Annotated in this window: 24 protein-coding genes and 2 riboswitches; of the genes, 18 read left to right on the top strand and 6 right to left on the bottom strand. The window is 38.9% G+C overall.

Translation table 11 applies throughout. The annotated features are described in order from the left end of the window. Positions 1–91: 91 nt before the first annotated feature. Positions 92–733, bottom strand: coding sequence for a GntR family transcriptional regulator (locus L8T27_RS19155; RefSeq protein WP_233316098.1), 642 nt, complete (start codon positions 731–733; stop codon positions 92–94). A gap of 274 nt (positions 734–1,007) precedes the next feature. Here L8T27_RS19155 and L8T27_RS19150 point away from each other — a divergent pair, with 274 nt between their 5' ends. From L8T27_RS19150 to L8T27_RS19115, 8 genes are all read left to right on the top strand, one after another. Further along, the gene (locus L8T27_RS19150) at positions 1,008–1,925 is read left to right on the top strand and encodes a phosphate/phosphite/phosphonate ABC transporter substrate-binding protein (RefSeq protein WP_237942153.1); all 918 of its coding nucleotides are present in this window, start codon (positions 1,008–1,010) and stop codon (positions 1,923–1,925) included. Between the two features lie 12 nt (positions 1,926–1,937). After that, the gene (gene phnE, locus L8T27_RS19145) at positions 1,938–2,735 is read left to right on the top strand and encodes a phosphonate ABC transporter, permease protein PhnE (protein ID WP_237942151.1); all 798 of its coding nucleotides are present in this window, start codon (positions 1,938–1,940) and stop codon (positions 2,733–2,735) included. 1 nt (position 2,736) lies between these two features. Further along, positions 2,737–3,582: a PhnE/PtxC family ABC transporter permease gene (locus L8T27_RS19140; RefSeq protein ID WP_237942149.1), complete on the top strand. Its 846-nt coding sequence runs from the start codon at positions 2,737–2,739 to the stop codon at positions 3,580–3,582. A 10-nt stretch (positions 3,583–3,592) separates the two neighbouring features. Continuing rightward, a complete protein-coding gene (gene phnC, locus L8T27_RS19135) occupies positions 3,593–4,366 on the top strand; it encodes a phosphonate ABC transporter ATP-binding protein (protein ID WP_237942360.1) in 774 nt (257 codons plus the stop codon). Between the two features lie 25 nt (positions 4,367–4,391). Next, positions 4,392–5,186: a tyrosine-protein phosphatase gene (locus tag L8T27_RS19130; RefSeq protein WP_233316092.1), complete on the top strand. Its 795-nt coding sequence runs from the start codon at positions 4,392–4,394 to the stop codon at positions 5,184–5,186. A gap of 193 nt (positions 5,187–5,379) precedes the next feature. Next, positions 5,380–7,185 (top strand): carbon starvation CstA family protein, encoded by a 1,806-nt coding sequence (gene cstA / locus L8T27_RS19125; protein WP_233316091.1) that lies wholly within the window; start codon positions 5,380–5,382, stop codon positions 7,183–7,185. A gap of 223 nt (positions 7,186–7,408) precedes the next feature. Continuing rightward, positions 7,409–8,143 (top strand): SDR family NAD(P)-dependent oxidoreductase, encoded by a 735-nt coding sequence (locus tag L8T27_RS19120; protein ID WP_237942148.1) that lies wholly within the window; start codon positions 7,409–7,411, stop codon positions 8,141–8,143. A 71-nt stretch (positions 8,144–8,214) separates the two neighbouring features. Continuing rightward, entirely contained in the window at positions 8,215–8,637 is a 423-nt protein-coding gene (locus L8T27_RS19115) for a MarR family winged helix-turn-helix transcriptional regulator (protein ID WP_233316165.1), read from the top strand. 66 nt (positions 8,638–8,703) lie between these two features. Here the strand turns inward: L8T27_RS19115 and L8T27_RS19110 are convergent, their stop codons facing one another. After that, positions 8,704–10,002, bottom strand: coding sequence for a globin-coupled sensor protein (locus L8T27_RS19110; RefSeq protein ID WP_237942146.1), 1,299 nt, complete (start codon positions 10,000–10,002; stop codon positions 8,704–8,706). 209 nt (positions 10,003–10,211) lie between these two features. Here L8T27_RS19110 and L8T27_RS19105 point away from each other — a divergent pair, with 209 nt between their 5' ends. The 3 genes from L8T27_RS19105 to L8T27_RS19095 all read left to right on the top strand — a co-directional run bounded on the left by L8T27_RS19105 (position 10,212) and on the right by L8T27_RS19095 (position 13,400). Next, a complete protein-coding gene (locus L8T27_RS19105; protein ID WP_237942144.1) occupies positions 10,212–10,619 on the top strand; it encodes a hypothetical protein in 408 nt (135 codons plus the stop codon). Position 10,620: 1 nt separating this feature from the next. Beyond that, positions 10,621–11,274 (top strand): PspA/IM30 family protein, encoded by a 654-nt coding sequence (locus L8T27_RS19100; protein WP_233316087.1) that lies wholly within the window; start codon positions 10,621–10,623, stop codon positions 11,272–11,274. Between the two features lie 200 nt (positions 11,275–11,474). After that, the gene (locus L8T27_RS19095; RefSeq protein WP_237942142.1) at positions 11,475–13,400 is read left to right on the top strand and encodes an FUSC family protein; all 1,926 of its coding nucleotides are present in this window, start codon (positions 11,475–11,477) and stop codon (positions 13,398–13,400) included. Between the two features lie 37 nt (positions 13,401–13,437). On the opposite strand, the gene L8T27_RS19090 is transcribed toward L8T27_RS19095, so the two are convergent. Further along, positions 13,438–13,836 carry a DoxX family protein gene (locus tag L8T27_RS19090; protein WP_233316164.1) on the bottom strand — a complete coding sequence of 133 codons (399 nt, stop codon included), beginning with the start codon at positions 13,834–13,836 and terminating at the stop codon, positions 13,438–13,440. 415 nt (positions 13,837–14,251) lie between these two features. Between L8T27_RS19090 and L8T27_RS19085 the strand changes: the two genes are divergently transcribed. The 3 genes from L8T27_RS19085 to L8T27_RS19075 all read left to right on the top strand — a co-directional run bounded on the left by L8T27_RS19085 (position 14,252) and on the right by L8T27_RS19075 (position 17,715). Further along, positions 14,252–15,280, top strand: coding sequence for a polysaccharide pyruvyl transferase family protein (locus tag L8T27_RS19085; protein WP_237942140.1), 1,029 nt, complete (start codon positions 14,252–14,254; stop codon positions 15,278–15,280). Between the two features lie 182 nt (positions 15,281–15,462). Next, positions 15,463–16,926, top strand: a complete 1,464-nt coding sequence (locus L8T27_RS19080; protein WP_237942138.1) for a protein adenylyltransferase SelO — start codon at positions 15,463–15,465, stop codon at positions 16,924–16,926. Positions 16,927–17,034: 108 nt separating this feature from the next. Further along, on the top strand, positions 17,035–17,715 hold the full coding sequence (locus L8T27_RS19075) for a YdeI/OmpD-associated family protein (RefSeq protein ID WP_233316083.1): 681 nt from the start codon (positions 17,035–17,037) through the stop codon (positions 17,713–17,715). 29 nt (positions 17,716–17,744) lie between these two features. Here the strand turns inward: L8T27_RS19075 and L8T27_RS19070 are convergent, their stop codons facing one another. After that, positions 17,745–18,449, bottom strand: coding sequence for a DUF421 domain-containing protein (locus tag L8T27_RS19070; protein WP_237942136.1), 705 nt, complete (start codon positions 18,447–18,449; stop codon positions 17,745–17,747). 162 nt (positions 18,450–18,611) lie between these two features. On the opposite strand from L8T27_RS19070, the gene L8T27_RS19065 reads away from it, so the two are divergent. From L8T27_RS19065 to L8T27_RS19055, 3 genes are all read left to right on the top strand, one after another. Then, the gene (locus L8T27_RS19065; protein WP_233316081.1) at positions 18,612–19,874 is read left to right on the top strand and encodes an ATP-binding protein; all 1,263 of its coding nucleotides are present in this window, start codon (positions 18,612–18,614) and stop codon (positions 19,872–19,874) included. Positions 19,875–19,884: 10 nt separating this feature from the next. Continuing rightward, on the top strand, positions 19,885–20,778 hold the full coding sequence (locus tag L8T27_RS19060) for a response regulator (RefSeq protein ID WP_233316163.1): 894 nt from the start codon (positions 19,885–19,887) through the stop codon (positions 20,776–20,778). A gap of 139 nt (positions 20,779–20,917) precedes the next feature. Then, on the top strand, positions 20,918–22,192 hold the full coding sequence (locus L8T27_RS19055) for a cation:dicarboxylate symporter family transporter (RefSeq protein ID WP_233316080.1): 1,275 nt from the start codon (positions 20,918–20,920) through the stop codon (positions 22,190–22,192). A gap of 55 nt (positions 22,193–22,247) precedes the next feature. On the opposite strand, the gene L8T27_RS19050 is transcribed toward L8T27_RS19055, so the two are convergent. Continuing rightward, positions 22,248–23,390 (bottom strand): 5-methyltetrahydropteroyltriglutamate--homocysteine S-methyltransferase, encoded by a 1,143-nt coding sequence (locus L8T27_RS19050; protein WP_237942133.1) that lies wholly within the window; start codon positions 23,388–23,390, stop codon positions 22,248–22,250. A 140-nt stretch (positions 23,391–23,530) separates the two neighbouring features. Further along, positions 23,531–23,630: riboswitch (SAM riboswitch) on the bottom strand. A gap of 151 nt (positions 23,631–23,781) precedes the next feature. Then, on the bottom strand, positions 23,782–24,540 hold the full coding sequence (locus L8T27_RS19045) for an SDR family NAD(P)-dependent oxidoreductase (RefSeq protein WP_233316077.1): 759 nt from the start codon (positions 24,538–24,540) through the stop codon (positions 23,782–23,784). 129 nt (positions 24,541–24,669) lie between these two features. Here L8T27_RS19045 and L8T27_RS28760 point away from each other — a divergent pair, with 129 nt between their 5' ends. After that, positions 24,670–25,494, top strand: coding sequence for a methyl-accepting chemotaxis protein (locus L8T27_RS28760; RefSeq protein WP_282581410.1), 825 nt, complete (start codon positions 24,670–24,672; stop codon positions 25,492–25,494). Positions 25,495–25,656: 162 nt separating this feature from the next. Next, positions 25,657–25,756, top strand: a riboswitch (cyclic di-GMP riboswitch). Positions 25,757–25,826: the final 70 nt, after the last annotated feature.

The raw sequence follows: 25,826 nt of genomic DNA, 5'->3' as shown, positions 1-25,826 counted from the left end.
AAAGTGCCGTACAAGAGAAGCTAGAATAGCTTTTCTTTTTGTTTGTTCCAAAATAAAAATAAACAGCCGCAACAACGGCCGTTTCCTGATTTTACTGAATTCCAGATCGAATAAATCGTTCCCGATTTCTCCCATAAGCCTCTTTACATAACCGCTTGACCTCCGCATAATTCTCGGCACAAACCGCTTCATAAATAGCCTTGTTTAGTAGATTGGCAGAGTAATGTTTTTGATGAGGTGTCAGCTTCCAATTGATAATGCCGAAATGAATAAGCTTATCCTTAACAGAATCCATGATTTGCAGCATTCTGTGGTTATTAGCTGAAGTGATCATACTTCGTGTGAACATCATGGATGAGTGCACATAGGAAGGATAATCATCTCTTTCTTCCGCTTCAAGTTGCTGATCTAAATGGGTTTTTAATTCTTCTATATTAAAGGTGAGGCCTTTTTCCTTAACGGAATCCACGGAAAACTCTTCTAAAAATAGGAATACTTCCATTACATCTAACATTTCTTTGAAAGATATTTCTTTTACGAAAATGCCCCTGTTTTTTAGTGAGGAGACGAACCCTTCTGTTTCTAAACGGGAGATGGCACTTCTAATAGGTGTCCGGCTCATGTTCAGCAGTTCAGCTAGTTCATTTTCTGATAAAAGGGATCCAGGCATATAAATACCAGTCATAATGTTTTCCCTGATTTTGTTGTAGGCGATGTCAACTAAGGAGGACATATTTCCATTTCCTTTCAAAATAGGATTGCACACTTATCTTACCTGATACTTTATGCAACCGCAACAAACAAAAGCTAAGTGATTTACTTACATTAACTTAATAGTTCGTTAATATGGACTTTACGTTAAGGCGTTATTCTATTATTGCATTCAAGTTGTATACAAGTTGCATTCAAAGGAGGTTTTCTTTCCGGTTTTTTGAAGTGATGTTCTTAGTCCTTATAAAAATAAAGATGTGGCCATACAGGAAAAAAATCGATAATTTCAGGAGGAAATGATGAAAAAACTTCTTTCATTTTTAGTGTTCATGCTTATCATATCGGGGATTTTAGCTGGCTGTGGGACAAGCAGTTCGTCAGGTTCTGCAAAAAAGGATAAGTTTGTTATTGCTTATCTGCCACAGGAGTCTGATGAACAAATGCAAAAAACATACAGTAATTTTGAAAAGGAACTCTCTGAAAAAATTGGCGTTAAAGTGGAGGCTTATCAGGCCAACAGCTATAATGCTGCAATCGAAGCGATGAAGAATAATAAAGCAGATATGGCTATGTTTGGTCCGTTCTCCTACATAGTTGCGGAGGAAAGAGCAGATGCAGAGCTTATTGCTAATCTAAATAATCCAGAATTAGAAGGACAGGCGCCATCTGTTATTGTTGTTCCTAAAGATTCAGACATTCAAACAATTGCCGATTTGGAAGGCAAAACAATTGGATTTGCTGATCCAGTATCCACAACAGGGCATTTGCTTCCTAAATCAACGATTGTTAAAGAGCTGGGCATTGGTGTAGAGGAACTGGAAAAAAGTTTCTTTAAAAGCGTGCAATTCGCTGGAGGACATGATAAGGCCCTTATAGGTGTTGTGCGCGGCCAATATGATGCTGCCGGGGTTTCTGCGATGATGCCGGCAATGCTTGAGGAAAAAGGAATAATTGAAAAAGGTTCCTACCGTGTTATTGCAGAGTCTGAAGCAATTCCTGTTGGAGCACCATTTGCAGTAAGAAGCGGCTTAGATCAAGAAATGAAAGACAATATTAAAGAGTTTTTATTGAGCTACGATGATCCGCAGTATTTTAAAAATATTTTGGGTACGGAAAATGCAAAGTTTATGGAAGCATCTGATAGTGATTATGACCAATTGCGTGATATAGCTGAAATGCTTAACTTAAGTCCTGAGCAACTATTGGAAAGCTAAGGAGGAACTGATATGCCAGCACACAATAACCCTGCGCTGAAAACAGCTGAAATGCGCAAAATGAAAGGGACATTGTCCCTTATATTCTTCGCCATCCTGATTGCTTTTTCCGTTTGGTTTGTAGAAATGGATATATTTGAGCTAATCCAAAGCATCCCTTTATTTTTTCAGTTTTTATTTACAGATTTTTTTCCACCGAATATTAGTGATCTGAGCACATACCTTGGTCCTGTTGTCGATACACTTATTTTTGCGGTAGTGACAACATGTTTGTCTTCCGTACTGGGCATTGTCATTGGATTTTGTATGGCGCACAATACGACGCCGCATTCAGCTGTTCGGCTGTTTTTCAGAGGGATAATTGCCTTTTTAAGAAATATTCCCTTCTTAGTATGGGCATCTATTTTGGTAGTAATATTTGGGGTTGGAACAATGCCAGGGCTGTTTGCGCTAGTCTTGTTTGGGACAAGCTTTTTATCCCGTGTCTATGCAGAATCGATTGAAGAGCTGAACAAGGAAGGCATCGAGGCTCTTGATGCTTGTGGTGCTTCCTATTTCCAAAAGATTAAACATGGAATTATTCCGCAGTTCCTGCCGGGCTTTTATTCATGGACGCTGTTTATGTTCGAAATTAACATCCGCGCTTCCGCCATTCTTGGGCTGGTAGGAGCAGGGGGAATGGGAAGCATCTTAAAGCAAACGATGGATTTGTTTCAATATGGCAAAACCTCTACCGTCATTGCCATAATGGTCATCCTGATTTTAATGGTCGAGTTTGTAACAAACCGGGTAAGGGAGAGATTAATTTAACATGTCAAAAAGCCAAATGCCGATCCCTAATACATTAGTAATGAAAGAAAGTATGCTAACGAAGAAAAAAATACCAATAGCACATAAACAGACTAAGAGGCAGCAACAATACTTTTTCACAACAGTCGGTATCCTATTTATTGTTTGTGTTTTTCAGATAGATATAAGCTTCTCCCAGTTTCAAGAGGGAGTAGCAAGAATTCCATCTGTTCTGTCTATGATGCTGCAAATGTCTTTTGCCGAATTTCCTGAGCTGGCAAGTGAAATGGTAGTTTCCTTAGTAACAGCCTTTTTAAGTCTTGTTCTTAGTATTATCTTTGCAGCTGTACTTGCATTTCTCGCAGCAAGAAACACTACTCCGAACAGATACTTTGGAATGCTGCTCCGTTTCCTCTTTATGGTTATCCGTGCTATCCCAGCAACTGTGTGGGTCTTAATTGCTGTAGCCAGCATTGGGTTTGGAACGATGGCAGGTGTGTTAGGTCTTATTTTTCCAACCTGCTCTTATTTAGTGAAATCCTTTTCTGCTCAAATTGAAGAAGTGGGCCAAGAAACAATTGAAGCACTGCAATCAGTTGGGGCAACATGGTGGCATATTGTTTTTAGAGGCTTAATTCCTACACTTCTCACTAGCTTTCTGGCTATTACAGCCTTTCGATTTGAAATGAATGTAGCTGAATCTGTTATTTTGGGAATGGTTGGTGCTGGCGGTATAGGACTATTAATTCAAGGATATATATCCTTCTATGATTTCAGCAGTCTAAGCTTAGGAATAGTAATGGTCTTTATCACAATGTTTATGCTTGAATTCATGACAACTCAAATTCGCAAGCGCATGTCTAATTAGGAGGAATATGATGGAAACCATCCTTAAAATTACGAATCTAGCAAAAACATATAATGGCGGCACATTAGCGTTAAAAGATATTAATCTTGAGGTGAAAAAAGGGGAATTTATAGCCGTAATTGGACCAAGCGGTGCTGGAAAATCAACTTTACTGCGCAGTATCAATCGTTTAATTGAACCGACAGAAGGGACGATTGAGTTCCATAATCAGCATATTGAAAAAGTAAATAAAAATGAATTGAGAAAAATCAGATCAAAAATGGGCATGATTTTTCAACATTATAACCTGATTTACCGATCAAGTGTCCTCGAAAATGTTCTTCATGGCCGATTAGGATATATGGGTTCACTGGCAGGAGTCTTTAACCGCTATAAGGAAGCGGATAAAAGGGAGGCAATCATGCTCCTTGAAAAGGTAGGATTAGAAGCTGAAATTTACAAGCGGGCGGACGAGCTGTCAGGTGGCCAAAAACAGCGCGTTGGCGTATGCCGTGCTTTAGCGCAAAATCCTGAGCTTATCTTGGCAGATGAGCCAATCGCTTCCCTAGATCCTAAATCATCAACTGTTGTGATGGACGCTATTTATAAAAACTGTAAGGAGCAAGGAATTGCCTGCTTAGTAAACCTCCATCAAGTCGATGTGGCCAAAAGATATGCAACTAGAATTGTAGCAGTAAAAGCAGGCACCATTATCTTTGATGGAGAGGCAAGTGAATTAACAGATGCAATGATTAAATACCTTTATGAAGGAAAAGAGCAAGAGATGTTGGAGCAAGCCAATTAAGCTAAAAGAAGGGGTGTAGTTGTAAATGGAGAAACAAGGAGTAACAGCAAGTCCAAAAAGCAGAATTATTCCATTTGAAGGAATCCGCAATTTTCGCGATATGGGTGGATATAAAACCACGGATGGAAGAACAGTTAAATATGGAGTGTTTTACCGTTCAGCCGAATTGACGGGAATGACGGAAAGAGATAAAGAGATTTTCAGCACACTGGGAATAAAGTATATATTTGATTATCGTGATGATGGGGAAGCTTCCGTCAAACCAGATCCTGTTATAGAGGGAATCATAAACGAGAGAATTCCTGCAATTGCTGGAGAAGTACAGGGGCTTGTTCAATCAATGGAGGATATAGTAAAAAGTGAATTATTTAAAAATATAAATATAACTGGATTAGCTGAAATGTACGGAAAAATGACCTTAAATAATTCTTCCTACAAAAGATTGTTCGAAGTTATCCAAAACCCTGAAAATCTAGGGATTGTTCATCATTGTGCAGCAGGCAAGGACAGGACTGGGGTAGGAGCTGCTTTGATTTTATCAGCATTGGGTGTTCCTAAAGAAACAATCATAGAGGATTACTTAATTACAAACGAAACCATGCGAGAATTCCAGGAAATAATCAAAGCAGAGCTGTCTGGACAGCTGACAGAGGAAGAACTCTTGTTGTTTGATGTAATGATGGCGGCGAAAGAAGAATATTTACAAGCAGTATTTACGGTTATTGAGGATACTTATGGAAACATGGACATTTACTTTGAGAAGGAATTGAACTTGACTGCAGCAGACCGAGTAGCACTGCAAAATCTATGGTTAGAATAAGAGTTTCTGAAAAAAGGCGCTTTAAAAGGGCCTTTTTTTGTTGATTAGTTATTCTGTCTTAGCAGTCTTAAGTCCGTTTGTCCTAATCCCTAAAATATGACAATACTCGATATTGAAATAAAAAATGAAAACGTTTACTATAAGGTAGTATATACATGTAATAGCAATAATTACTGAAGGAGGCTGAAATGAAATGAATGCAATTACGATTGTAATTGGGACGATGTGTTTCTTAATGATTGCGTATCGTTTATATGGTACTTTCATGGCGGTTAAGGTAATGAAGCTAAAGGAAATGGAAGAAAGAAAAAAGACTCCTGCTCATGAGCTCAATGATGGGAAGGATTATGTGCCGACAAATAAGTGGGTTACCTTTGGGCACCATTTTGCGGCAATTGCGGCAGCTGGCCCCCTTGTTGGTCCCATTTTGGCTGCTCAATTTGGTTACTTGCCAGGACTGCTTTGGCTGTTAATTGGGGCAGTTATCGGGGGAGCGGTTCATGATGCAGTTGTGCTTATGGCCTCCATGCGTAAGCAAGGAAAGTCTTTGTCCGAGGTTGCCAAAGAGGAGCTAGGTCCAGTTGCCGGCTTCTGTACAGGACTTGCCATGCTGTTCATTATTACAATTACGATGGCAGGTCTTTCAATGGTTGTCCTTCATGCTCTTGAGAGAAATCCGTGGGGAACATTTGCAGTAGGTATCACTATTCCGATTGCGATGGGTGTTGGTTTATTTTATAAAAAGACAGGAAATTTAAAGCTGGCCAGCACAGTGGGCTTTATTCTCCTTATGATCGGTGTTTTTATCGGTCCCTCTATCCAAGAGACTGCATTAGGAGAGTTCTTGACATTCGACTCAAAAACATTGGCAATCATCCTGCCGATTTATGCTTTTTTTGCAGCTGCTCTGCCAGTATGGCTGCTGTTGGCTCCAAGGGATTATTTAAGCAGCTTTATGAAAATTGGTGTTTTTATCGCTTTAATTATCGGTGTGTTCATTATAAATCCAGATGTACAAATGCCTGCCTTTACTGAATTTATTCACGGCGGCGGTCCAATCATTGCAGGACCTGTTTGGCCGTTTATTTCTATCACCATTGCTTGTGGTGCCATATCCGGTTTCCATGCCTTCGTAGGTTCTGGAACGACTCCGAAAATGCTTGATCGCTGGCAGGATATAAAAATAGTCGGGTTCGGCGGCATGCTTGTTGAATGCTTAGTAGCAATTATGGCTTTGATTGCAGCCGTTTCCCTGCATCCAGGAGATTATTTTGCCATTAACTCAACACCAGAGGTTTTTAAAACATTAGGAATGTCTGCCGTTCATTTGCCAGAATTGAGCCAGGAAATTGGTCTGGATTTGGAAGGCAGAACGGGAGGGGCTGTTTCGTTAGCTGTCGGAATGACCTATATTTTCACCAGCATTCCTTGGTTTGATAATTTAGCACCGCACTTTTTCCAATTTGTTATTATGTTTGAAGCGGTATTCATTTTAACCGCTATTGATGCTGGTACTCGTGTGGCCCGCTATTTAATTCAAGACTTTTTCGGTGAAGTTTATAAGCCGCTGAAAAGGGTCGATTGGATGCCTGGAAATATCTTTGCCAGTGCATTAGCATGTGTAGCTTGGGGGTACTTATTGTATTCAGGGGATATCGGTTCTGTTTGGGCATTATTTGGTGTGTCTAACCAGCTGATGGCATCAATTGGCTTAATTGTTGGAGCTACTGTTATCTTGAAAATAGCTGATAAACGCTCTTATATGCTTACATGTCTTATCCCGCTTGCTTATCTTTTTGCTACAGTAAATGTGGCAGGCTACTGGATGATTACTAATGTCTATTTGAATCCAGAAGCGGCTGGTTATAATGTCGTCAACGGTGTTTTGTCGATTATTATGCTTATTCTCGGAATTATAATTGTAGTGGCAGCCATTAAGAAGTGGGTGGAAATTTGGAAGACTCCAAGTTTAAGAGGAGATAAATACCTTTCTGCTTAATTTAGAGGAGAGCCTGCATTCATTTAAGCAGGCTCTCTTCATTTTATTTGGCTAGTTTAAATTAATTGCTGAAGAAAAGTCATTCTGTTATTATTTAGATGTCTATTATTTAGATATCTAAATAATAATACGGAGGCAGTTAATCTCCGCTGTTAAAGAAGATTAGAAATAATATTTAGATGTCTAAATAAAAAACGAATGACAGTTAGGAGTGTATATAAAGATGGGAAGATTAGAAAATAAAGTAGCAATCATCACTGGTGGAGCATCAGGCATTGGTGAATGCATGGTCGATTTATTCCAGCAAGAAGGTGCGGTGGTAATTGCTGCAGATATTAATGAGGCAGCACTAGAAAAGGTAAGCCAAAAGGAAAATGTGTATGGGCTGAAATTAAATGTAGCTTCCGATGAAAATTGGCAAGCGTTGGTGAAAGAAGTGATAACCAAGTTTGGAAAGATTGATATTCTCGTAAATAATGCGGGTATTTCTTCTGAAAAAATGTATAAGGATATTAATTTTGAAGACTGGCATAAAATGCTTTCCATTAATGGATATGGTCCTTTTGCAGGGATTAAGCATGTTGCTCCATACATGGCAGCTCAAAAGAAAGGTTCTATTATCAATATCTCATCCTATACAGCTCAAATTGGTCAAGGCTTTAATCATTATTCTGCATCTAAAGGGGCAGTTCGTGCTTTCTCTAAAGCAGCGGCTACAACCTTTGGACATGATGGTGTACGTGTAAATGCACTTTTTCCGGGCATCATTGAAACACCAATGACACAGTCCTTGAGCACTTCTAGAGAATTGCTTGACCGATTAATCCAGGCAACACCTCTTCAACGGCTGGGACAGCCTAACGATATCGCGAAAGCCGCATTGTTCTTTGCCTCAGACGACTCGGATTACATTACAGGTGCAGAATTAGTGATTGACGGTGGATTCTCAGCTCAGTAGTAATGTATGATAAGAGAGCTCCTGAATAAATTCAGGAGCTTTTACACTTATCGAAAGCAGGGATATGATTGATGGAAGAACAAACTATTTTCGAGATTATTCATAACATGGACAAGGTTACAAATAATTTAATCATTCAGTGGAATAAAATGTTTAATGAGGATCTTGGCATATCCCATATTCTTGTTCTCAGCCATCTGGAGAAAAAGGGAAATAGCCGTCCATCTGATATTGCGAAGGCTCTAGGTTTGACTCCGCCCACCTTGACACATTTATCAGAAAAACTAGTGCACAAAGGATTGGCCATAAGAATTGTAGATGAAACGGATCGCCGAATCATTTATTTAGGAATTACAGATAAAGGCAGTGAGATAGTAGTTAAAGCCCACCAAGAAGGGCAAATGCTCCGCCGAAACTTGTTTGAAAAACTGACAGAAGAAGAACGATTACAGATGTTAAAGATATTTGAGAAGCTGAATGACGCACAAGCTTAGAGAAAGGGAAAAGACGAATAAAAGTCAATTATTCGTCTGCTGATTTATTCCTTTTGTTTATATAGATTAATACCCTTGCATTGTCTGGTTTAAATCATCTGCCAGTTCAGCTACTTTAGAGCCGGCTTCGCCAATTTCTTTTAAAATATTAGAGAAATTACTCATTTCTTTATTGTTTTGCTCATTTTTTTCGGTGCTTACGATGCTTGCTGACAGAATTTCATCAAAGCTGTTCACTGTCTCTTGAACATTCTGATTGGCTGATAAGGTTTTAGAGTTTACTTCATTTATTTGTTTCACCACATCTTCAATCTGCTTTGTAGTAGAAAGAACTAAATTAGTAATATTGCTTGAAGATAATTTAGTCTGCTCAGCAAGTTTTCTTACCTCTGCTGCTACGACAGAAAATCCTTTTCCATGTTCCCCAGCTCTTGCAGCTTCTATGGCAGCATTTAGAGCAAGAAGATTTGTTTGCTCTGCAATGGATGTAATTACGGCCACGATATCACCAATTTCCCTTGAGTTAGCTTCAAGTGAACCTACACTAGTCTTAATTTCATTGACACTATCTTTCAATGCCACCGTTTCTTCTATAACTTGATCGAGCTGCTTTCTTCCTTTTATAGAAGATTCGGATGTAATGATAGAGGATTTCAAGCCTTCATCCAGTTCTGTTTTCATGTTTTCAGAGCGGACAACCACATCGGCAACAGATGCGCCAACTTCCTCTGACATTGCTGCAAGCTCCTCTGTAATAGACCCAATTGTTTCTTTTACTTGCTGCTTTGCTTCCATTTCCTTCTTCGCAGAAGCTTCGTTTTGCAGCTCTTGTAGATAAGAAAGGCACAGCTGCAGCTCCAGATTATAAATTTTTGTAGTGACATTAGCAGCTAAGATAAGGCTGTCTACATCATCTTTATAAACTTCCTTTAGAAGGTCAAGAATGGTGCTAACAAAGACAGCATTTGTACAAAGATACCAACGAGCCTCTACACCTACCGCTAAATAATATTTTGAGATGTTCATTCTTCGTTCTGCGAATTGGTCATCTATGATTCCATCAAAAAAGCCAATTACATATTCTTGACATCCAGCCAAGTCTACACCGATTGAAGTCATGTCCACTACCTTGCGTATGCCTGGATTAGCATGATGATAAATAGGATTATAGATGGCCTCAATATTTTCTCGAATGAAGGGCTGCAGTACTCTTGCTACTGCTAAATCGTCTAATGTGAGATTAATTACTTCCAGCTGCTTAAGAAGATTAGCTTCTTTTTTTATATCTATTAAAACATTGTCCCGTTCCTGCTCAGCAGCCTCTCTTAAACTGCTTGCTTTTTGTTTTTTTGCAAAAATATTCATGTATACCACCCCTGTGAAAATTAAATGTGTCCGAACTATTAGGAATTATTTACATGTAATATATCGGTAAAAATAATTATTTTTAAATAGTAGCTCGTTGCTCCTGTCTATCAACGGAAAAAACTTTTACATTCTTTTTTGCTTTCACCGACTTTTCACCAAAGACTATTAAACTACAAACTATCAACAGGAAAGGTGGAAAGAAAACAATGAATGCTAGAGTTAAAAAAAGTATTTTCTGGGGTGTGTTAATTGCCTCCATCCTATTGGCAATTAGCATCATCAAAAATCTGATTGGAGGGGCCGCCGCACTTGCACACGGTTATGGATTCGGCGGAGGCATGAGACAAGGCGGGTTTGGTCATGGCCAAATGATGGGTGGTTTCCACCATGAACCGAGTTTTTCTTGGCTGGGCATTTTATTCTTCGTAATCATAGCAGCTGCAGTGATCACATTTGTGATTAAACTTTTCAAAAAGAAATCACAATCATCATCTGTTGAGCACTTCATTAATACATCAGCTATGAGTACACCTAAACCGTCAGTGAACGTTAATAATGCTTCTATCTTAGATGAATGGGAAAAAAATAACACAAACTCAAAGGAGAGACTATAAAATGGGTATTTTTAAAAGAATAAAAACAATGGCAAGTGCTGATATTAACGGATTGCTGGATAATATGGAAGATCCAATAGCAATGTTAAATGAATATACGAGGGAAATGGAGCAGGAGCTTGGCAAGGCGCAAGCAGCACTATCCCGCCAAATATTCGTAGAAAATAAACAAGCAGCACTAATTGGACAAACGAAAGAGTTAATAGAAAAACGAACACATCAAGCTAAGCTTGCTCTTGAAAAGGGAGAGGAAGGGATTGCGAGGCTTGCTGTACAGGAAAAAATCAACCATGAGCACCAGCTTAGTGTGTATGAGCAGCAGCTAGAAGCAATAAAGGAGCAAACAATTATCCTCAAAGACAAGTACAATGAACTGCAAGTAACATATAATGAGCTTCAGCATAAAAAGATTCTGCTGGCATCCCGTGCAAATGTGGCAAAATCAATTAAGCAAATCCAACAGGTGTCAAGTTCCTTTAACGCAGACAATGTAGTTAGAGGCATTACAAGAGCGGAGGAGAAAATCCTGTTTATGGAAGCGGAAGTACAAGCAGGAGGCTTTACAAAAGCTCCGCTTAACAGCTTTGCTGCAACAAGCTTCACAAATGTCAGTGATGAGGAAGTTTCAAAAGAACTAGCGAAATTAAAGGCATAAAATAAGGAAAGACCTCTTCATTTTGAAGTGGTCTTTCCTTATTATTTTGGAATATCGTTCCTGTTAAAAGGAATACTAAGCTCATGGCACAAAGCTTTCACCCATATGCTCGCCGCTCATTATGATACACTAAATATAACCTCTTTAATCCTCTAATAATCCTTTCTATATGTATTTTTACACAAAGGAGTTTTGCAAAAATGAATAATTCTGATGAAAAAGTTTCTTCTAAAATCTATTTTCAGAAGGTGTTTGCAGTTTTTAAACAATCCTTTAAGGTGAGCAAAAACCCATTTCCATGGCTGAAGGCTTTTTGTGCCGGCTTGGCCGCTTCTTTGCCTGTATTCATTGGTGTCCTTTTCGGCAGCTTTGAATATGGTTTACTGGCAGGAATAGGGGGATTCACCTATTTATATGTATTTGATATTCCATATGTCCAGCGAGCAAAAAAAATCTTTTTTGCCCTGTTAGGAATCACATTTTCCGTGTTTATTGGTACCATATTAGCACCATATCAAGCTTTGTCTGTGCTAATGCTGGGAATAATCGGTGCCGTTTCTGTCTTTACTTTTGGTGCACTGAAAATAACCGGACCATCTGCGCTGTTTTTTGTACTTTGCTTTGCGATGGCAACTGGCATGCCTGTAGATCCGTCTTTAGCTCTAATGCGTGCAGGCTTTGTATTTTTAGGAGGTGCTTTATCGTGGGCTATCGCAATGTTTGGCTGGTTCTTTCAGCCTCATGACCCTGAAATAAAGGCGGTGAAAAAAGTTTATAGTGCACTTGCAGAATTAATGGAAGCTGTCGGCACAGGTGGTATTAATAATGCCAAGCATAAAGCTGTTACTGCTTTGAGCGAGGCGGAATCCGTCCTGTTTGCTGGTTATTCTTCTAAGATGGCGACATTATTGTGGAATCAATTATTTCTATTAAATGAGCATGCCAACGCAATTTATTCCCATCTTGCCAGTATATCTACACAAACTAAAATTCCACCTGAATTTAGTGCAGCGGTGCAGTCTATCTGCGCAATGATAGGTTCTGGGAGAAGCAGCAATAATTTAGATTTTCCTGATTATAGGAATCAAGAGTTCGAGGAATTAGTACATAAAATTAATGAGGCCAATAGTATCCTTAATCGAACAGTTGAAAAGTTACAGCATGACGTAAAGCTAGTGAAACCACCTTTAAGGACAGTACTTTTAGGAGCCTTTGATAAGAACTCTATTGTATTTCTATCCTCCATAAAATATGGAGCAGTCTTGATGATAGCAGCGCTTATTGCTTATGCTTTTCCTTTTGAAAGAGCTTATTGGATTCCACTGTCCTGTGCAGCAGTCATGTCAGGTCCAACAATAATTGCGACATTTCATCGCGCAGTCCAAAGAATGATTGGAACAGTCCTTGGTCTGTTTATTGCAGGAAGTATTCTCTTGACGGTCCATAATGGCTATATAGTTGCTCTTCTTATCCTCTGTCTGACCTTTTTAACAGAACTGTTTATTGTTCGTAATTATGGATTAGCTGCCATATTCTTTACAGCTTCAGCTCTGACTATGGCAGAATATTCTTCTCAAATGTTTGATTACTCCTATTTTGCAGTTGTAAGAGCCACTGATATTTTAATCGGAAGTCTTATTGGTCTTGCTGGGGCACTGCTGATTGGCAGGAAATCAGCTTCAAATTTATTGAATCACTTTATTGCCAAAACAATCAGAAGCCAAAGTCAATTACTGGTGGCACTGTTTGCTGAAAACAGAGGGCTTGAATATGCAAACAGCAAAGAGAGAAGTAAAATGCAGACAAATCTTACAAACTTAATGACAGTTTACCAGTCGGCATTAGGGGAAGTGTTTATAAACAAAAGTAGGCTGGAAGCATTATGGCCTGTCATTTTCTCTATAAAGCAGATTAGCCATTATTTAATTGTATGTTTAAAGTCTGAGCAGAAAGAGGATTTTCCTGAGAAGGAGCTCGCTCAATGGCTTTATGTCATGGAAACAATGGCAGTGTCTATTGAGAATAATATGGTGCCGGCACAAAAGCAACTTCCTGTTGTTGCAGGCTTTGCTCAGCTGCGCAACGAAATGCTTGATTTACAGAAGGGGCTTCAACATATTGAGTAATAAATAAAAAGCTGGCGGCTGCCAGCTTTTTTATGTATTATGGTTGATAGAATAAAACGTAGTCACCAGGTCCAGTTAAAGCTACACCAATAGCGACTGCAATTAAGACGAAATTGTATTCAAATCCACCTTCCGTCATCCAGTAGCCATTTTTGCCATGAACAGCGATTATGGCATCAATCATAACGATGACAATCATTGCTGCTCCGAGCCATGTAAGAGCACCTGAAGCAAACAGGAGTCCGCCGATAAGCTCGAACAATCCTGCCAAGGTTGCCCAAACTCTCGCCCCTTTTTCAAGACCAATCGTCTTCAGCCAGTTTCCAGTTCCAGTGATGCCAGTACCGCCAAACCAGCCAAACAGCTTCTGGGCACCATGCCCGACAAAGGTCAAGCCAACTACAAGGCGAATAATTAAAAGCCCGATATTTACCATTGCGATATTATGAGCCATGCCTCTACCTTCTTCCAATATATGTTTATCGTTATAGAATGATCTGATAGCTTATTATATGGACAAATGGTCAAGATTATACGACTAATAGACCGGAGAACATTATTCTTCTAAAATATGTTCCGCCAGTTGAGAAAAGCAATCCATTCACCATTCTTTTCCCTAATAAGCCTTAATCTAATCACATTAATACCCATAATCAAAAAGCTATTTAAATAACCAGTTGTAATTATAAACATTCCTTTTTTTGAAAGTAAATAAAATTAGTCGGAAATAGATACATTTTACTAATATATTATCAAAACGAGTAAAGCACACCTCTTAAAAAAATGCATATTTCCTCCCTTAAAGGGTAAAGAGCTTCTATGAGCAACTTGTTTGATTGGAGGTAGCAACAATGAATACAGAAACTTTAACAGGAAAATTAGTAAAGGGAATTGCACCGAATGTTGATTCGCAAGCTTTGTTAAATGACAAAAGAAAGGTGTTCTTATTCGGTTCACCAAGCTATACAAACATTGGTGATCAGGCGATTGCTTATGCGGAGGAAAAGTTTATAAAAAATCATTTCCCTTATTATGAGTATATTGAAATTATGGATTATGCAACAGAAGAAGGGATAGAGCTAGTCAAAGAGATAATCAAGGAAGATGATATAGTTTGCTTTACAGGCGGAGGAAATCTCGGCAGTCTGTATTTGGAAATTGAAGAAGACAGACGGAAGGTATTTGAAGTATTTAAGGACTATAAAACCATTTCCCTTCCACAATCTGTTTATTTTGAAGACAACGAGGCAGGTAATGAGGAAAAGAAAAAATCCCAAGATGCCTATCATCAAAACCGAAATTTAACGATTGCGGCAAGAGAGTCACAAACTCTTGATGTTGTTAAAGAAACATTTGATTCGAATGTTATTTATACACCAGATATGGTTCTTTCCCTTGATATCGTGCCGAAAGAGCTGGACAGAGATGGAGTATTGTTTATATTAAGGGCAGATAAGGAAAAAGTGACCGATGAGAATTTTATTACTGAATTGATGGCATGGGCAGAAAAAAAGGGTCCTGTGGAGCGAACAGATACTGTGCTCTCAGAAGTAGATATGATTGATTATGATGAACGAGAGAAGTATTTTCTGAAAACACTCGAGAAAATCGGTTCGAGCAAAATAGTAATAACAGACCGATTACATGCGATGATTTTTTCCATCATTACCAAAACCCCATGCTTAGTATTCGGTAATAGTTACGGCAAAGCAAAGCATTCCTATACAGACTGGCTTCATGGGCTAAACTTCATTGAATATACAGATACACAGAATATTAGTGAGCTGGAAAAGCTGGTTGAGCAGCTTATGCAGGCAGAGCCGAATCGTGTTCAGCTAACAGACGATTTCCAGCCTTTAAAGGATTTCTTCGCGAACTAACATAAAAAAGGGGGCTGCCAAAAGGCGGCCTCTTTGGTGGGTGAATTATAGGAATAAAGCATCCGTGTAAGTTATTTCAATTAATAAGCCAGAATCAAAGCTAACACTCCTAGCTAACAGTATAATAAGTGTATGGATGTAAACATTAGTAAAGAATATTACTTCGTTAAAAAGGAGATATCATGACAAAAAGCAATGAAGCTGGATGGAACTTAGATAATAGCTATGCTCAACTGCCAGAAATGTTTTTTACTAGAACAAAGCCGACCCCAGTAGCAGCTCCCAAGGTTATCTTTTTCAATGAAAGACTAGCAGCAGATTTAGGATTAAATGTTCAAGAGCTTCAAAAACAAGAGGGCGCAGAGGTTTTCGCCGGAAATGTCAGTCCTGACGGAGCAGATCCACTGGCTCAAGCTTATGCAGGTCATCAATTCGGCTATTTTAACAGACTTGGAGATGGTCGTGCCATCCTTTTGGGAGAGCAGATTACTCCAGCTGGAGAGAGGATTGATATTCAGCTGAAAGGCTCAGGCCGGACACCGTATTCCCGCGGTGGGGATGGTCGTGCAGCAGTCGGACCAATGCTTCGGGAGTATATTATCAGCGAAGCAATGCATGCGCTTGAAATCCCGACAACGAGAAGTCTGGCGGTAACGAAAACAGGTGAGCGCATCCTTCGTGAAACAAGGCTGCCTGGTGCCATTTTAACGAGAACGGCAGCAAGCCATCTTCGTGTTGGGACCTTCCAATTTGCTGCTCAGTGGGGAACTGTAGACGATATTCGTTCTCTTGCTGATTATGCAATTAAACGACATTACCCTGAGCTGGAACAAGAAGAGAACCGATATCTGGCTTTGCTTGAGGAAGTGATTAAGAGGCAGGCTAAGCTTATCTCTCAATGGCAGCTTGTCGGTTTCATACATGGTGTCATGAATACAGACAACATGACAATCAGCGGCGAAACGATTGATTATGGACCTTGTGCGTTTATGGATGTTTATAATCCTAACACCGTATTCAGCTCGATTGATGTGGAGGGCCGCTATGCTTATGGAAACCAGCCGGTAATTGGCGGCTGGAACTTAGCCCGGTTAGCAGAAAGTCTGTTGCCGCTCCTTCATGAAGATGATGCTGTTGCACTTGAGATGGCTCAGCAAAAAATATCAGGCTATATGGATATGTATAAAGAGAATTGGCTTGCTGGAATGAGGGCAAAGCTTGGAATCTTTAATGAGGAGAAGGAAGACGAAGCTTTAGTTAACAGTCTTCTTGATTTAATGGAGAAATATCAAGCAGATTACACAAATACATTCCTGACACTTACCTTTTCTAAAAAGGATGATTCTGCATTGCTGGTAAGCGAGGAATACGAGCAGTGGCATAAGCGCTGGCAGGAAAGGCTCAACAGGCAGGAGGAAACAAAGGCTCAATCAGATGAGCTGATGCGAAAAAGTAATCCGGCTGTTATTCCTAGAAATCACCGGGTGGAGGAAGCGTTAGAGGCAGCGGTTGAGCGTGGTGATTACACAGTTATGGAGAAGCTTGTGGCTGTCATTACCAAACCATATGCGCATACTCCAGAGCAGGCTGAGTATGCAGAGCTGCCTGCGCTGAAAGCACCGTACCAGACTTACTGCGGCACTTAAACATCTGTAATGCCTTGCATATATGAAGTGATGCTGCCTATAATGAGGGCAGCATCACTTCTTTTGTTTAATTGTATTTATTCTTATAAGTAAGGAGTGTAGAAAGCAGTGGCTAAATCGATTACAGATAAACTTAACTTACATAAATACGAAAAAAAAGCAGTGCTGCATATGCCTCAAGATAGCGCGTATTTGGACGAGCTTAAAAATTATGGGACAGAGCTGGTGCCTGAGGAATCTTACGACTTGATATTTGCCTTCGTATTTAATATGGATTCCATGAAACAGCTTGCTTTGGAAGTTGTAAAGAACAGCTATCTTAACAAAGGCGGCTACTTGTTCTTTGCCTATCCAAAAAAGGGCAATAAGCTTTACTCAACCTATATCCATCGTGATGAAATATTGGGCGGACTTGGAGCGGATGCGGATGGATTTATCGGCAGCAGCAATATTAAATTCAGTCGGATGGTTGGCATGGATGAAACATTTACTGTCGTTGGCCTTAAGGAAGACTCTAAAATAAAAAATAAACCATCAACAAAGGCGAGTCAATGTGTGGATGATTATATAGAGGATATGGCACAAATTGAAAAAGACTTAAAGGATGATCCAAATCTGCTTGCGTTTTATCAATCTCTTACACCTGGATACAAAAAGGATTGGGCCCGCTATGTTTATAGTGCAAAGCAGGAGACAACAAAGGAGAAGAGACGGGAAGAGATGAAGGTCATATTAGGTGCAGGATTTAAAAGCCGTGACCTGTACCGAAGGGATAAGGCGAGCAAATAAAGATAGATAAAGGCAGTATAAGCTGGCCTTTATCTATAGAAGAAGATGGTTAAGTTATCCTTATTATCAATGGTAGCAAGCAGGATGTCTTTCACCTCTGCTTGATATAAGCTTTTTAAATTGTCCGTTAGCCATTCTTCGTTCTTTCCGTGTATTTCCAGTTCCTTTTCACAAATGTGACCATCCCGTATAATCGTTTTAGGCAGGTCAAAAGAAGCTGTTGTCATTTGGAGAGAAGCTTGGGTAAGAGGTACGTATAACGGTTCAAGAAACACGGACATATTTCCGTTAGGCTCCCAGACTGCTAATGCTACTTTTTTTATGTTTTCCACTTGCTTTCCACGCAGTTCTTCAAGAAGGACATCAATGGAGATTCTTGCTTTTTTCAACCCTTTATAGACGATTTCTCCATTTTGAACAATTACAATGGGCTCTTTGTTGATTATTTTTTGAAACCATTGCCATTTCAGTATTAATTTTGTTCCGCCGAGATAAAGGACAGCAAGAACGAGCGTTGTCAGCATGGAACCTTTAAGTCCTAGTTTTTCATCTGAAAGAGGATGGGCAACTATATTTCCAATCATCAATGCAATGACAAAATCCATCAGCCGTAATTGGGATATAGTACGCTGCCCTAAGATTCTTCCAATTATCACTAAGAATATAAATGCAATAATGGCGCGGAGTATCCATTCAATAGCAGTTAGTGTTTCTTTCCCTTGGTAAAAATCCATTAATTACACTTCCTTATGGTTCATATTCTTAGTGTTACACGGATGTCTCCTTCATAATCAGAGACGTAAAAAAATTCCATAATAGCAATAACAGCAAAGATATTGGAGAATGCTATAATTAACATTTTCAAAGATAAATTAGATATATTTTAGGAGATATCCATGTTTGGAACTAAACTTTTCAGCAAACCCCCATCTAATTGGGCAGTAGTGGCACTTATCGCGATTTTTACTACAATAGCAAGTGAAGTAAAAGTTGTCCCTTTCCAAGGAGAAGCATTTCGTTTCGGTTTAGGCAGTATTACTTTTTTTATGCTTATTTTAATATGGTTGCCTAAAAACATTTTGAAGGCGGGGGCAATTACAGGATTAACAGTTGTAATTATTAGGACATTGGAAGATGTTGTTTTTCGAGATGAGCTATTTTTCCACAGCATAATTAGCCATATTCCTGCTTTTCTTTTTTATTTCACCTATGCTTTTGGCTTTCATCTTATAAAAGTGGAAAGATATAAAACAATGCCCTTCCATTTGGGGGCATGGGCCTTTCTTTTTGAATTTCTAGGTAATGGCGCTGAACAGCTTCTTCGTCATGAGATGGAAACAAATATCAATGTCGATTTTTGGAGCTGGGCACTCATGAGTGGAGTAGCTTTATTCAGAAGTTATTTTGTTGCGGGGTTAATTGCGTCCATCACTGTTTCTGAACAAAAAAAGCGAGTAGAGGAAATGCTGGGTGTCGGTTCAGAGTTATATGCAGAAGCATTATACTTGCAGAAATCAATGAATCATATTGAAAAGATAACCGCATCAAGCTATGAACTTTACCAGAAATTAAAGAAGAAGGAAGAGCTGTCATTAAGTATTCAAGCATTGAAAATTGCCCAGGAAATCCATGAGGTCAAAAAAGACTCCCAGCGAGTATTGGCAGGAATCTCGAAAGTTACTTCTCAGAAAAAGGAAACGAGTCTTACCCTTTCCGAGTTATTGCGGCTAGTTATTTTGGCAAATGAAAAATACGGGGAATTTTTAAAGAAAGCAATAAGCTTTCAGCTTAAGCTGTCTTCAGACTATGAAACAGATAAGCATATCCCTTTGCTTGCGCTTTTAAATAATCTTGCAGCAAATGCCGTTGAATCAATTGAAGGCAAAGGTGTTATTAAAATTCACTTATATGAAGCAGAAGGACAAACCTGCTTCGTTATTGAGGATACAGGAATAGGCATAAAAAAAGAGGATATCCCTATTCTTTTTGAACCAGGTTATACAACAAAATTCAATGAAAAGGGAGTAGCTGCTACAGGAATCGGTTTATCCCATGTTAAAGAAATAGTCCAAAAACTGAATGGACAAATACAAGTAGAAGCACCGGAAAATGGCGCGGTTTTTCGGGTTTCTATTCCAACGCAATGTTTAAGAAAGTGAGCTGATATTTCTGCGTTATTATATTGTTGACGATGACAAGGCGAGCAGAACCATGCTAAAGAATATTATTGAAGAGGAAGATCTCGGTGTGGCAATCGGTGAGGCTGATAATGGAAAGGAATGCTTGACTGCTATTATGACCATGCATCCAGATGTTGTTTTAATAGACTTGCTGATGCCGGAAATGGACGGAATAGAAACAATAGATCAACTTAAAAGAGAAGGTTTTGAAGGACAGTTTGTCATGATATCCCAAGTTGTAAACAAAGAAATGGTTGGTGAGGCATACAAAAAGGGAGTAGAATTTTTCATACATAAGCCAATCAACAAAATTGAAGTGCAAAGTATATTGAAGAAATTAGTTGAGCAGTGCAAGCTAAAGGAATCTCTGCTAACAATACAGGAGTCTTTAGCGAATATTGGCCTTGCGAACACATCCTTGCAAAAGCCGCAAAGCGTTAACCAAATCGTTTTATCTATTTTGAACTATATGGGCATTATTGGAGAAGCAGGCAGTGATGATATCGTTTCTATCATTGAATATTTGGTAAATGAAAGAGGACATTCACCGCAGCTGCCGCCTTTAAAGGAATTATATGAAAAGATTGCTGCTAGAAATGCAGCCGGCATTGAGGTTAAGAAAGAAACAAAGGCGATTGAGCAGCGTATCCGCAGAACCATTTTAACGGCTATTAATAATTTGGCATCACTTGGCGCCATTGATTATACGAATCCAGAGTTTGAGTATTATGCTCCCCGCTATTTTGATTTTCAGGAAATACGAAATCATATGATTCATATTCAAGAAGGAAAAGGCGATTCAGCAAAAGTGAAGGTTAACATAAAGAAATTCCTTCAAGTGCTGTACTTAGAAACTTTGGAAAAATATAATAAAACTCACTAGAATATTTAATAATTTTAAAAATTTAGATAGATTAAATTTACGATTAATTTAGGATTTTGTCGGATTTTATAAGTAGCCTTTATAATGTGTAGTATCCTGACTGTTTTCGTTAAGGTTAACACAAAAGAGGTGAAAATTAATGAAGAAAAAGTTTAAATTTACTTTAGCCTACCAGATTCTTGTTGGTCTGGTGCTGGGGATCATTGTTGGGGCAGTTTTTTACGGAAATCCTGGTGTAGAGAAATATTTACAGCCAATCGGAACTGTCTTCCTTAACATGATCAAAATGATTGTTGTACCTATCATTATCTCTACATTAGTAATAGGAGTTGCCGGCACTGGTGATCTCAAAAAACTAGGTAAGCTTGGCGGAAAATCCTTAATTTACTTTGAGGTTGTTACAACAATTGCTATTATCGTAGGTTTGCTTGCTGCAAATATCTTCCAACCAGGTAATGGTATTGATATGTCTTCCCTTTCAAAAGGAAATATCGACCAGTATGTGGAGACGACGGAGGAAGTGCAAAGCCATGGTATGCTGGATATCCTTGTCAGCATTGTTCCAAGTAATATTTTCCAAGCGATGGCAGAAGCTGATATGCTTGCGGTTATTTTCTTCTCCGTTGTATTCGGCTTAGGTGTTGCTGCAATCGGAGATAAAGGTAAACCTGTGCTTGCCTTCTTCGAAGGTGTAGCAGATGCGATGTTCTGGGTAACAAACTTTATCATGAAATTTGCTCCATTTGGAGTATTTGCATTAATTGGTGTTACTGTATCCAAGTTCGGTGTTGAATCACTGCTCCCGCTTGGAAAATTAATGATTTTAGTATATGCGACAATGATATTCTTCATCATCGTTGTACTGGGCGGAATCGCAAAATTAGTTGGTATTAACATTTTCCATCTTATGAAAGTATTAAAGGATGAAATGCTTCTGGCTTATTCAACATCAAGCTCAGAAAGTGTTTTGCCAAAGGTTATTGAGAAGATGGAAAAATTCGGATGTCCAAAAGATATTGTATCATTTGTAGTACCGACAGGCTATTCCTTTAATCTGGATGGATCTACTTTATACCAAGCATTGGCTGCCTTGTTCATTGCCCAAATGTACGGGATTGAATTGAGCATAACAGAGCAAATTACATTAGTGCTCGTTTTGATGGTCACATCAAAAGGTATTGCTGGTGTACCAGGCGTTTCCTTTGTTGTCTTGCTGGCAACGTTAGGGACTGTCGGCATTCCATTAGAAGGTTTAGCATTTATTGCAGGTATTGACAGACTTCTTGATATGGCCCGCACTGTTGTAAACGTAGTAGGTAACTCTTTAGCAGCGGTTGTCATGTCCAAATGGGAAGGTCGTTTTGATTCAAAACAAAAAGATAAGTATTATGCTACTTTCAAAAAAACAGCATAAGTTAGATAAAAACAGGTCTCTAAAACAGAGACCTGTTTTTTTATTATATATATTTTTATGCTCTGTCTGCATTTGCAGCAGCAGTTAAATTCTCTTCTTTATCTTCCCAAACTTCCTTAGCGATTTGAGCGATAAACTTCAGCTTTTCCCATTGCTGTTCTTCTGTCAGCTCATTACCGTGATGAGTTGATGCAAATCCACATTGCGGGCTCAAGCACAGCTGATCATGCGGGATATATTGCGATGCTTCTTTAATGCGGGCTTTAATGGCCTTTTTGTCCTCTAGCTCTCCTGTTTTTGAAGTAACAAGCCCTAGCACGACTTTCGGGCCTTCTTTAGGGATATGGCTTAAAGGCTGGAATGTTCCAGAACGCTCATCATCATACTCCAAGAAGAAGCCGTCAACCTTTTCCTTAGCAAGCAAGGTTGGGGCAATAATATCATAGCTGCCCGCAAAAGCATGGTCAGAGCGATAGTTTCCGCGGCATAAATGAGTAGTTACAGCTAAATCCTCAGGTTTTCCTTCTAATACCTCATTGATAACATGAAGAGCAAGTTCAATAAGCGTTTCCCGTGAATATTCACCATCATTGAAAGGAATATCTGGGGAAGAAAGTCCTGCTATGTAGACATCATCAAGCTGAAGATAGCGGACACCTGCATTATAGAAGGCTTGAATGGCATCTTTATACGTCTGAATAACATCCTTTGCAAATTCCTCAATAGTAGGATAAGTTTCCTGATCGCGGATACCAATGTTAAAAAGCTGGTTCGGACTAGGAATAGTTTGTTTTGCCACCGCACGTCCGCCAACAATCTCATTGAAAAGAACGAAATCCTTAATTTGAGTATGATCTGGATTGAAGGAGATTTTCCCTTTGTTACGAATAGTATAACGCTCCGTTTCCCCTCTGCTGAAAGGATATCCTTTATCAGGAATAAAGCCTTCAACTCCATTAAGCTGCTCTAGGAAGTCTGTATGCCAGAACCTGCGTCGGAATTCACCATCTGTAACAACGTCTAGTCCAGCTTCAATTTGCTTATCAACAATTCGTTTAATTTCGTTTGTTTCAATTTCATACAATGCTTCAGCTGTAATTTTGCCATCCTGGAAATCTGCTCTTGCTTGAAGAAGTGTTTCCGGACGAAGTAAGCTACCAACATGATCTGCACGGAATGGGATTGCTTTATTTGACATATAATTACCCTCTTTCTTTTATGATTCGTATTTTTTATAACGGTTGAACTCTATCAGATAAGGAAACTGCATAATAAAAATTAGCTAGTAAAAAACCCTCTTCTTATCATAAGAAGAGGGTTTGAATGAACTCATGTCTCTCCTTATCTTCAAGCATTGCTTTCTGGAATTAGCACAGTGTTAAAGTAACCTGTTGCTGAGGCTTCAAAGGGCCAGTCCCTCCACCTCTCTAGATAAGATTTTTTGCTATTCACTTTAAATAGATTAACTGTTTGCTAATCTTGTATATTAATTTAAATGGAAAAGGGGTATTTGTCAACTGAATTTTCAGAATAAATTTAAAAATATTTTACACACCAAAAAAGGAAGGAGCTACCCTTCCTTTCATTCATTATAGTGCAGTTAAACCGCCGTCGATTGGATAAACAGCCCCATTGATAATGTTTGCTTCATCGCCTAGCAAGAATACAACTAGGGCAGCAACTTCCTTAGCAGTTCCGTATCTTCCAGCAGGAATTCCGGATTCAACAGCTGCTTTTGCTTCCTCAGATCCTTGTGTAAAGCGCTCCATCATGCCAGTTGCTGTTGGACCAGGAGCAATTGCGTTGACACGAATGCCTTGTGCTGCATATTCGCCAGTTGCTGTTTTAGTTAATCCGATAACGCCATGCTTAGTTGCTGCATATGGACTAACACCTGGAGAGCCAACTAGGCCTGCATTTGATGCAGTATTAACGATAGAACCGCCGCCATTTTTAAGCATGACTTGCAGAACGTATTTCATGCCGTAAAAAGCACCTTTTAAGTTTATGTCCACAACTCGCTCAAACATATCCTCTGGATAATCTGCTAAAGGTGTAACAGTTCCTTCAATTCCAGCATTGTTAAAGAACATATCAATTGTGCCGAATGCCTCTACTGTTTTATCAACATAGTTTTTTACATCCTCACGTGCTCCAACATTTGCTTTAATGAAGATTGCTTCTGCACCTAAATTTTTAACAAGGTCTACAGTCTCGTTACCGCCTTGCTCTGAGATGTCGACTACGGCGATACGAGCTCCTTTTGCAGCAAGTAGAAGTGCTGTTTCACGGCCGATGCCGCTGCCTCCGCCTGTAATTATTACTGCTTTATCTGTGTAATTTGTCATATGTAAAAATCCCCTTTCATAGTTAATTATGCATAAAAACTTTTTATAAATAAACAAATCTGCTTTATTATTGGGTAAATTTACCGATATAATACATAGAATTTGTTTAAATAAAGGGGTTTTATATAATTGGATAACGTACAGGCATTTATAGCTTCTATACCATACTGGAAAATTATTATGAAAGAAGAAGTAATGATTACTGTTTTTGATCATGAAAAATACTTATACTACTCTCCGAGTTCTGATTTAAACTTTCATCACAAACCAGGGGATTCCTTGCCACCGTCATATTTAAATTATGCAATGGTGAACAAGTCAGGTACTACAATAGTGAAAGTACCAGAAGCTGAGTTTGGTATTCCTTTTGACAGCATTTCTTTTCCAATTAAAGATGATAATGGTACAGTTGTCGCAGCGGTAAATGCCGCAATCAGCACGAAGAAGCAAGAAATGTTTAAGCAAATAGTCACGGACATGGATACTATTGCTGATTCCTTATTAGGGAAAGTTCAGCAGATTGCTGCTCATTCAGAAGAATTATCAGCAACAGCTGAACAAATCTCCGAGAATACAAAGGAAACAGTAGAGCAGTCCACACAAATTACTGGTGTTACTGGAATGATTAAAGGAATCAGTGAACAGACAAATCTACTTGGACTTAATGCAGCAATTGAGGCTGCAAGAGTAGGCAGCGCTGGTGCAGGGTTTGGTGTTGTAGCAACAGAAGTGAGACGTCTTGCTATCGATTCAAAAAATGCAACTGTCAACATTGAAGAGACATTAAACAAGATCAAAGAATCAATTGAGCAAATGCAGGATGACTTTACTGATATAGCGAAATCCTCTCATGAGGAAGCAGCTCTTGTTACAGAATTTATGTCAGAAATCGAGAATTTGACGGCTACATCTAATAAACTGAAGAAATATATGGAAGAATTTATTATGCAATAACCGCTGGCTTGGGACTTTATAGTTCCAGGCTTTTTATTTCTTTTAATCTGCTGAAAAATTTTCTTGTATTATTTAATAGTCCTATTATACTATTTAGGTGAAGAGGTGGTAAAAAAGTACTGGTTAACAAACTTTTTTAACATTTTAGTAATAAAAAATTAAAAGTGAAAAGGGCAAATCATGGGAAACTGTGAGACGCAAAGCTATGGGCCTAATACATATCATTTGTTCAAAAGTGATATGATGGCAGCCGGTTACCACAAGAAGTCATAGTTGGCATTTTTCTATGGACCTTCTGCGGGTCTTTTTTTATTGTCCTTTTTTACAAGAAG

Source organism: Niallia sp. Man26 (genome assembly GCF_022049065.2).
Lineage (GTDB): Bacteria > Bacillota > Bacilli > Bacillales > Cytobacillaceae > Niallia.
Note: the sequence above shows the minus strand (reverse complement) of the source record. Positions and strands in the feature narration are given on the sequence as shown.

Coding starts and splice junctions, on each gene's coding strand:
- L8T27_RS19155 (WP_233316098.1), bottom strand. CDS start 733: ATGTCCTCCTTAGTTGACATCGCCTACAACAAAATCAGGGAAAACATT.
- L8T27_RS19150 (WP_237942153.1), top strand. CDS start 1,008: ATGATGAAAAAACTTCTTTCATTTTTAGTGTTCATGCTTATCATATCG.
- phnE (WP_237942151.1), top strand. CDS start 1,938: ATGCCAGCACACAATAACCCTGCGCTGAAAACAGCTGAAATGCGCAAA.
- L8T27_RS19140 (WP_237942149.1), top strand. CDS start 2,737: ATGTCAAAAAGCCAAATGCCGATCCCTAATACATTAGTAATGAAAGAA.
- phnC (WP_237942360.1), top strand. CDS start 3,593: ATGGAAACCATCCTTAAAATTACGAATCTAGCAAAAACATATAATGGC.
- L8T27_RS19130 (WP_233316092.1), top strand. CDS start 4,392: ATGGAGAAACAAGGAGTAACAGCAAGTCCAAAAAGCAGAATTATTCCA.
- cstA (WP_233316091.1), top strand. CDS start 5,380: ATGAATGCAATTACGATTGTAATTGGGACGATGTGTTTCTTAATGATT.
- L8T27_RS19120 (WP_237942148.1), top strand. CDS start 7,409: ATGGGAAGATTAGAAAATAAAGTAGCAATCATCACTGGTGGAGCATCA.
- L8T27_RS19115 (WP_233316165.1), top strand. CDS start 8,215: ATGGAAGAACAAACTATTTTCGAGATTATTCATAACATGGACAAGGTT.
- L8T27_RS19110 (WP_237942146.1), bottom strand. CDS start 10,002: ATGAATATTTTTGCAAAAAAACAAAAAGCAAGCAGTTTAAGAGAGGCT.
- L8T27_RS19105 (WP_237942144.1), top strand. CDS start 10,212: ATGAATGCTAGAGTTAAAAAAAGTATTTTCTGGGGTGTGTTAATTGCC.
- L8T27_RS19100 (WP_233316087.1), top strand. CDS start 10,621: ATGGGTATTTTTAAAAGAATAAAAACAATGGCAAGTGCTGATATTAAC.
- L8T27_RS19095 (WP_237942142.1), top strand. CDS start 11,475: ATGAATAATTCTGATGAAAAAGTTTCTTCTAAAATCTATTTTCAGAAG.
- L8T27_RS19090 (WP_233316164.1), bottom strand. CDS start 13,836: ATGGTAAATATCGGGCTTTTAATTATTCGCCTTGTAGTTGGCTTGACC.
- L8T27_RS19085 (WP_237942140.1), top strand. CDS start 14,252: ATGAATACAGAAACTTTAACAGGAAAATTAGTAAAGGGAATTGCACCG.
- L8T27_RS19080 (WP_237942138.1), top strand. CDS start 15,463: ATGACAAAAAGCAATGAAGCTGGATGGAACTTAGATAATAGCTATGCT.
- L8T27_RS19070 (WP_237942136.1), bottom strand. CDS start 18,449: ATGGATTTTTACCAAGGGAAAGAAACACTAACTGCTATTGAATGGATA.
- L8T27_RS19065 (WP_233316081.1), top strand. CDS start 18,612: ATGTTTGGAACTAAACTTTTCAGCAAACCCCCATCTAATTGGGCAGTA.
- L8T27_RS19055 (WP_233316080.1), top strand. CDS start 20,918: ATGAAGAAAAAGTTTAAATTTACTTTAGCCTACCAGATTCTTGTTGGT.
- L8T27_RS19050 (WP_237942133.1), bottom strand. CDS start 23,390: ATGTCAAATAAAGCAATCCCATTCCGTGCAGATCATGTTGGTAGCTTA.
- L8T27_RS19045 (WP_233316077.1), bottom strand. CDS start 24,540: ATGACAAATTACACAGATAAAGCAGTAATAATTACAGGCGGAGGCAGC.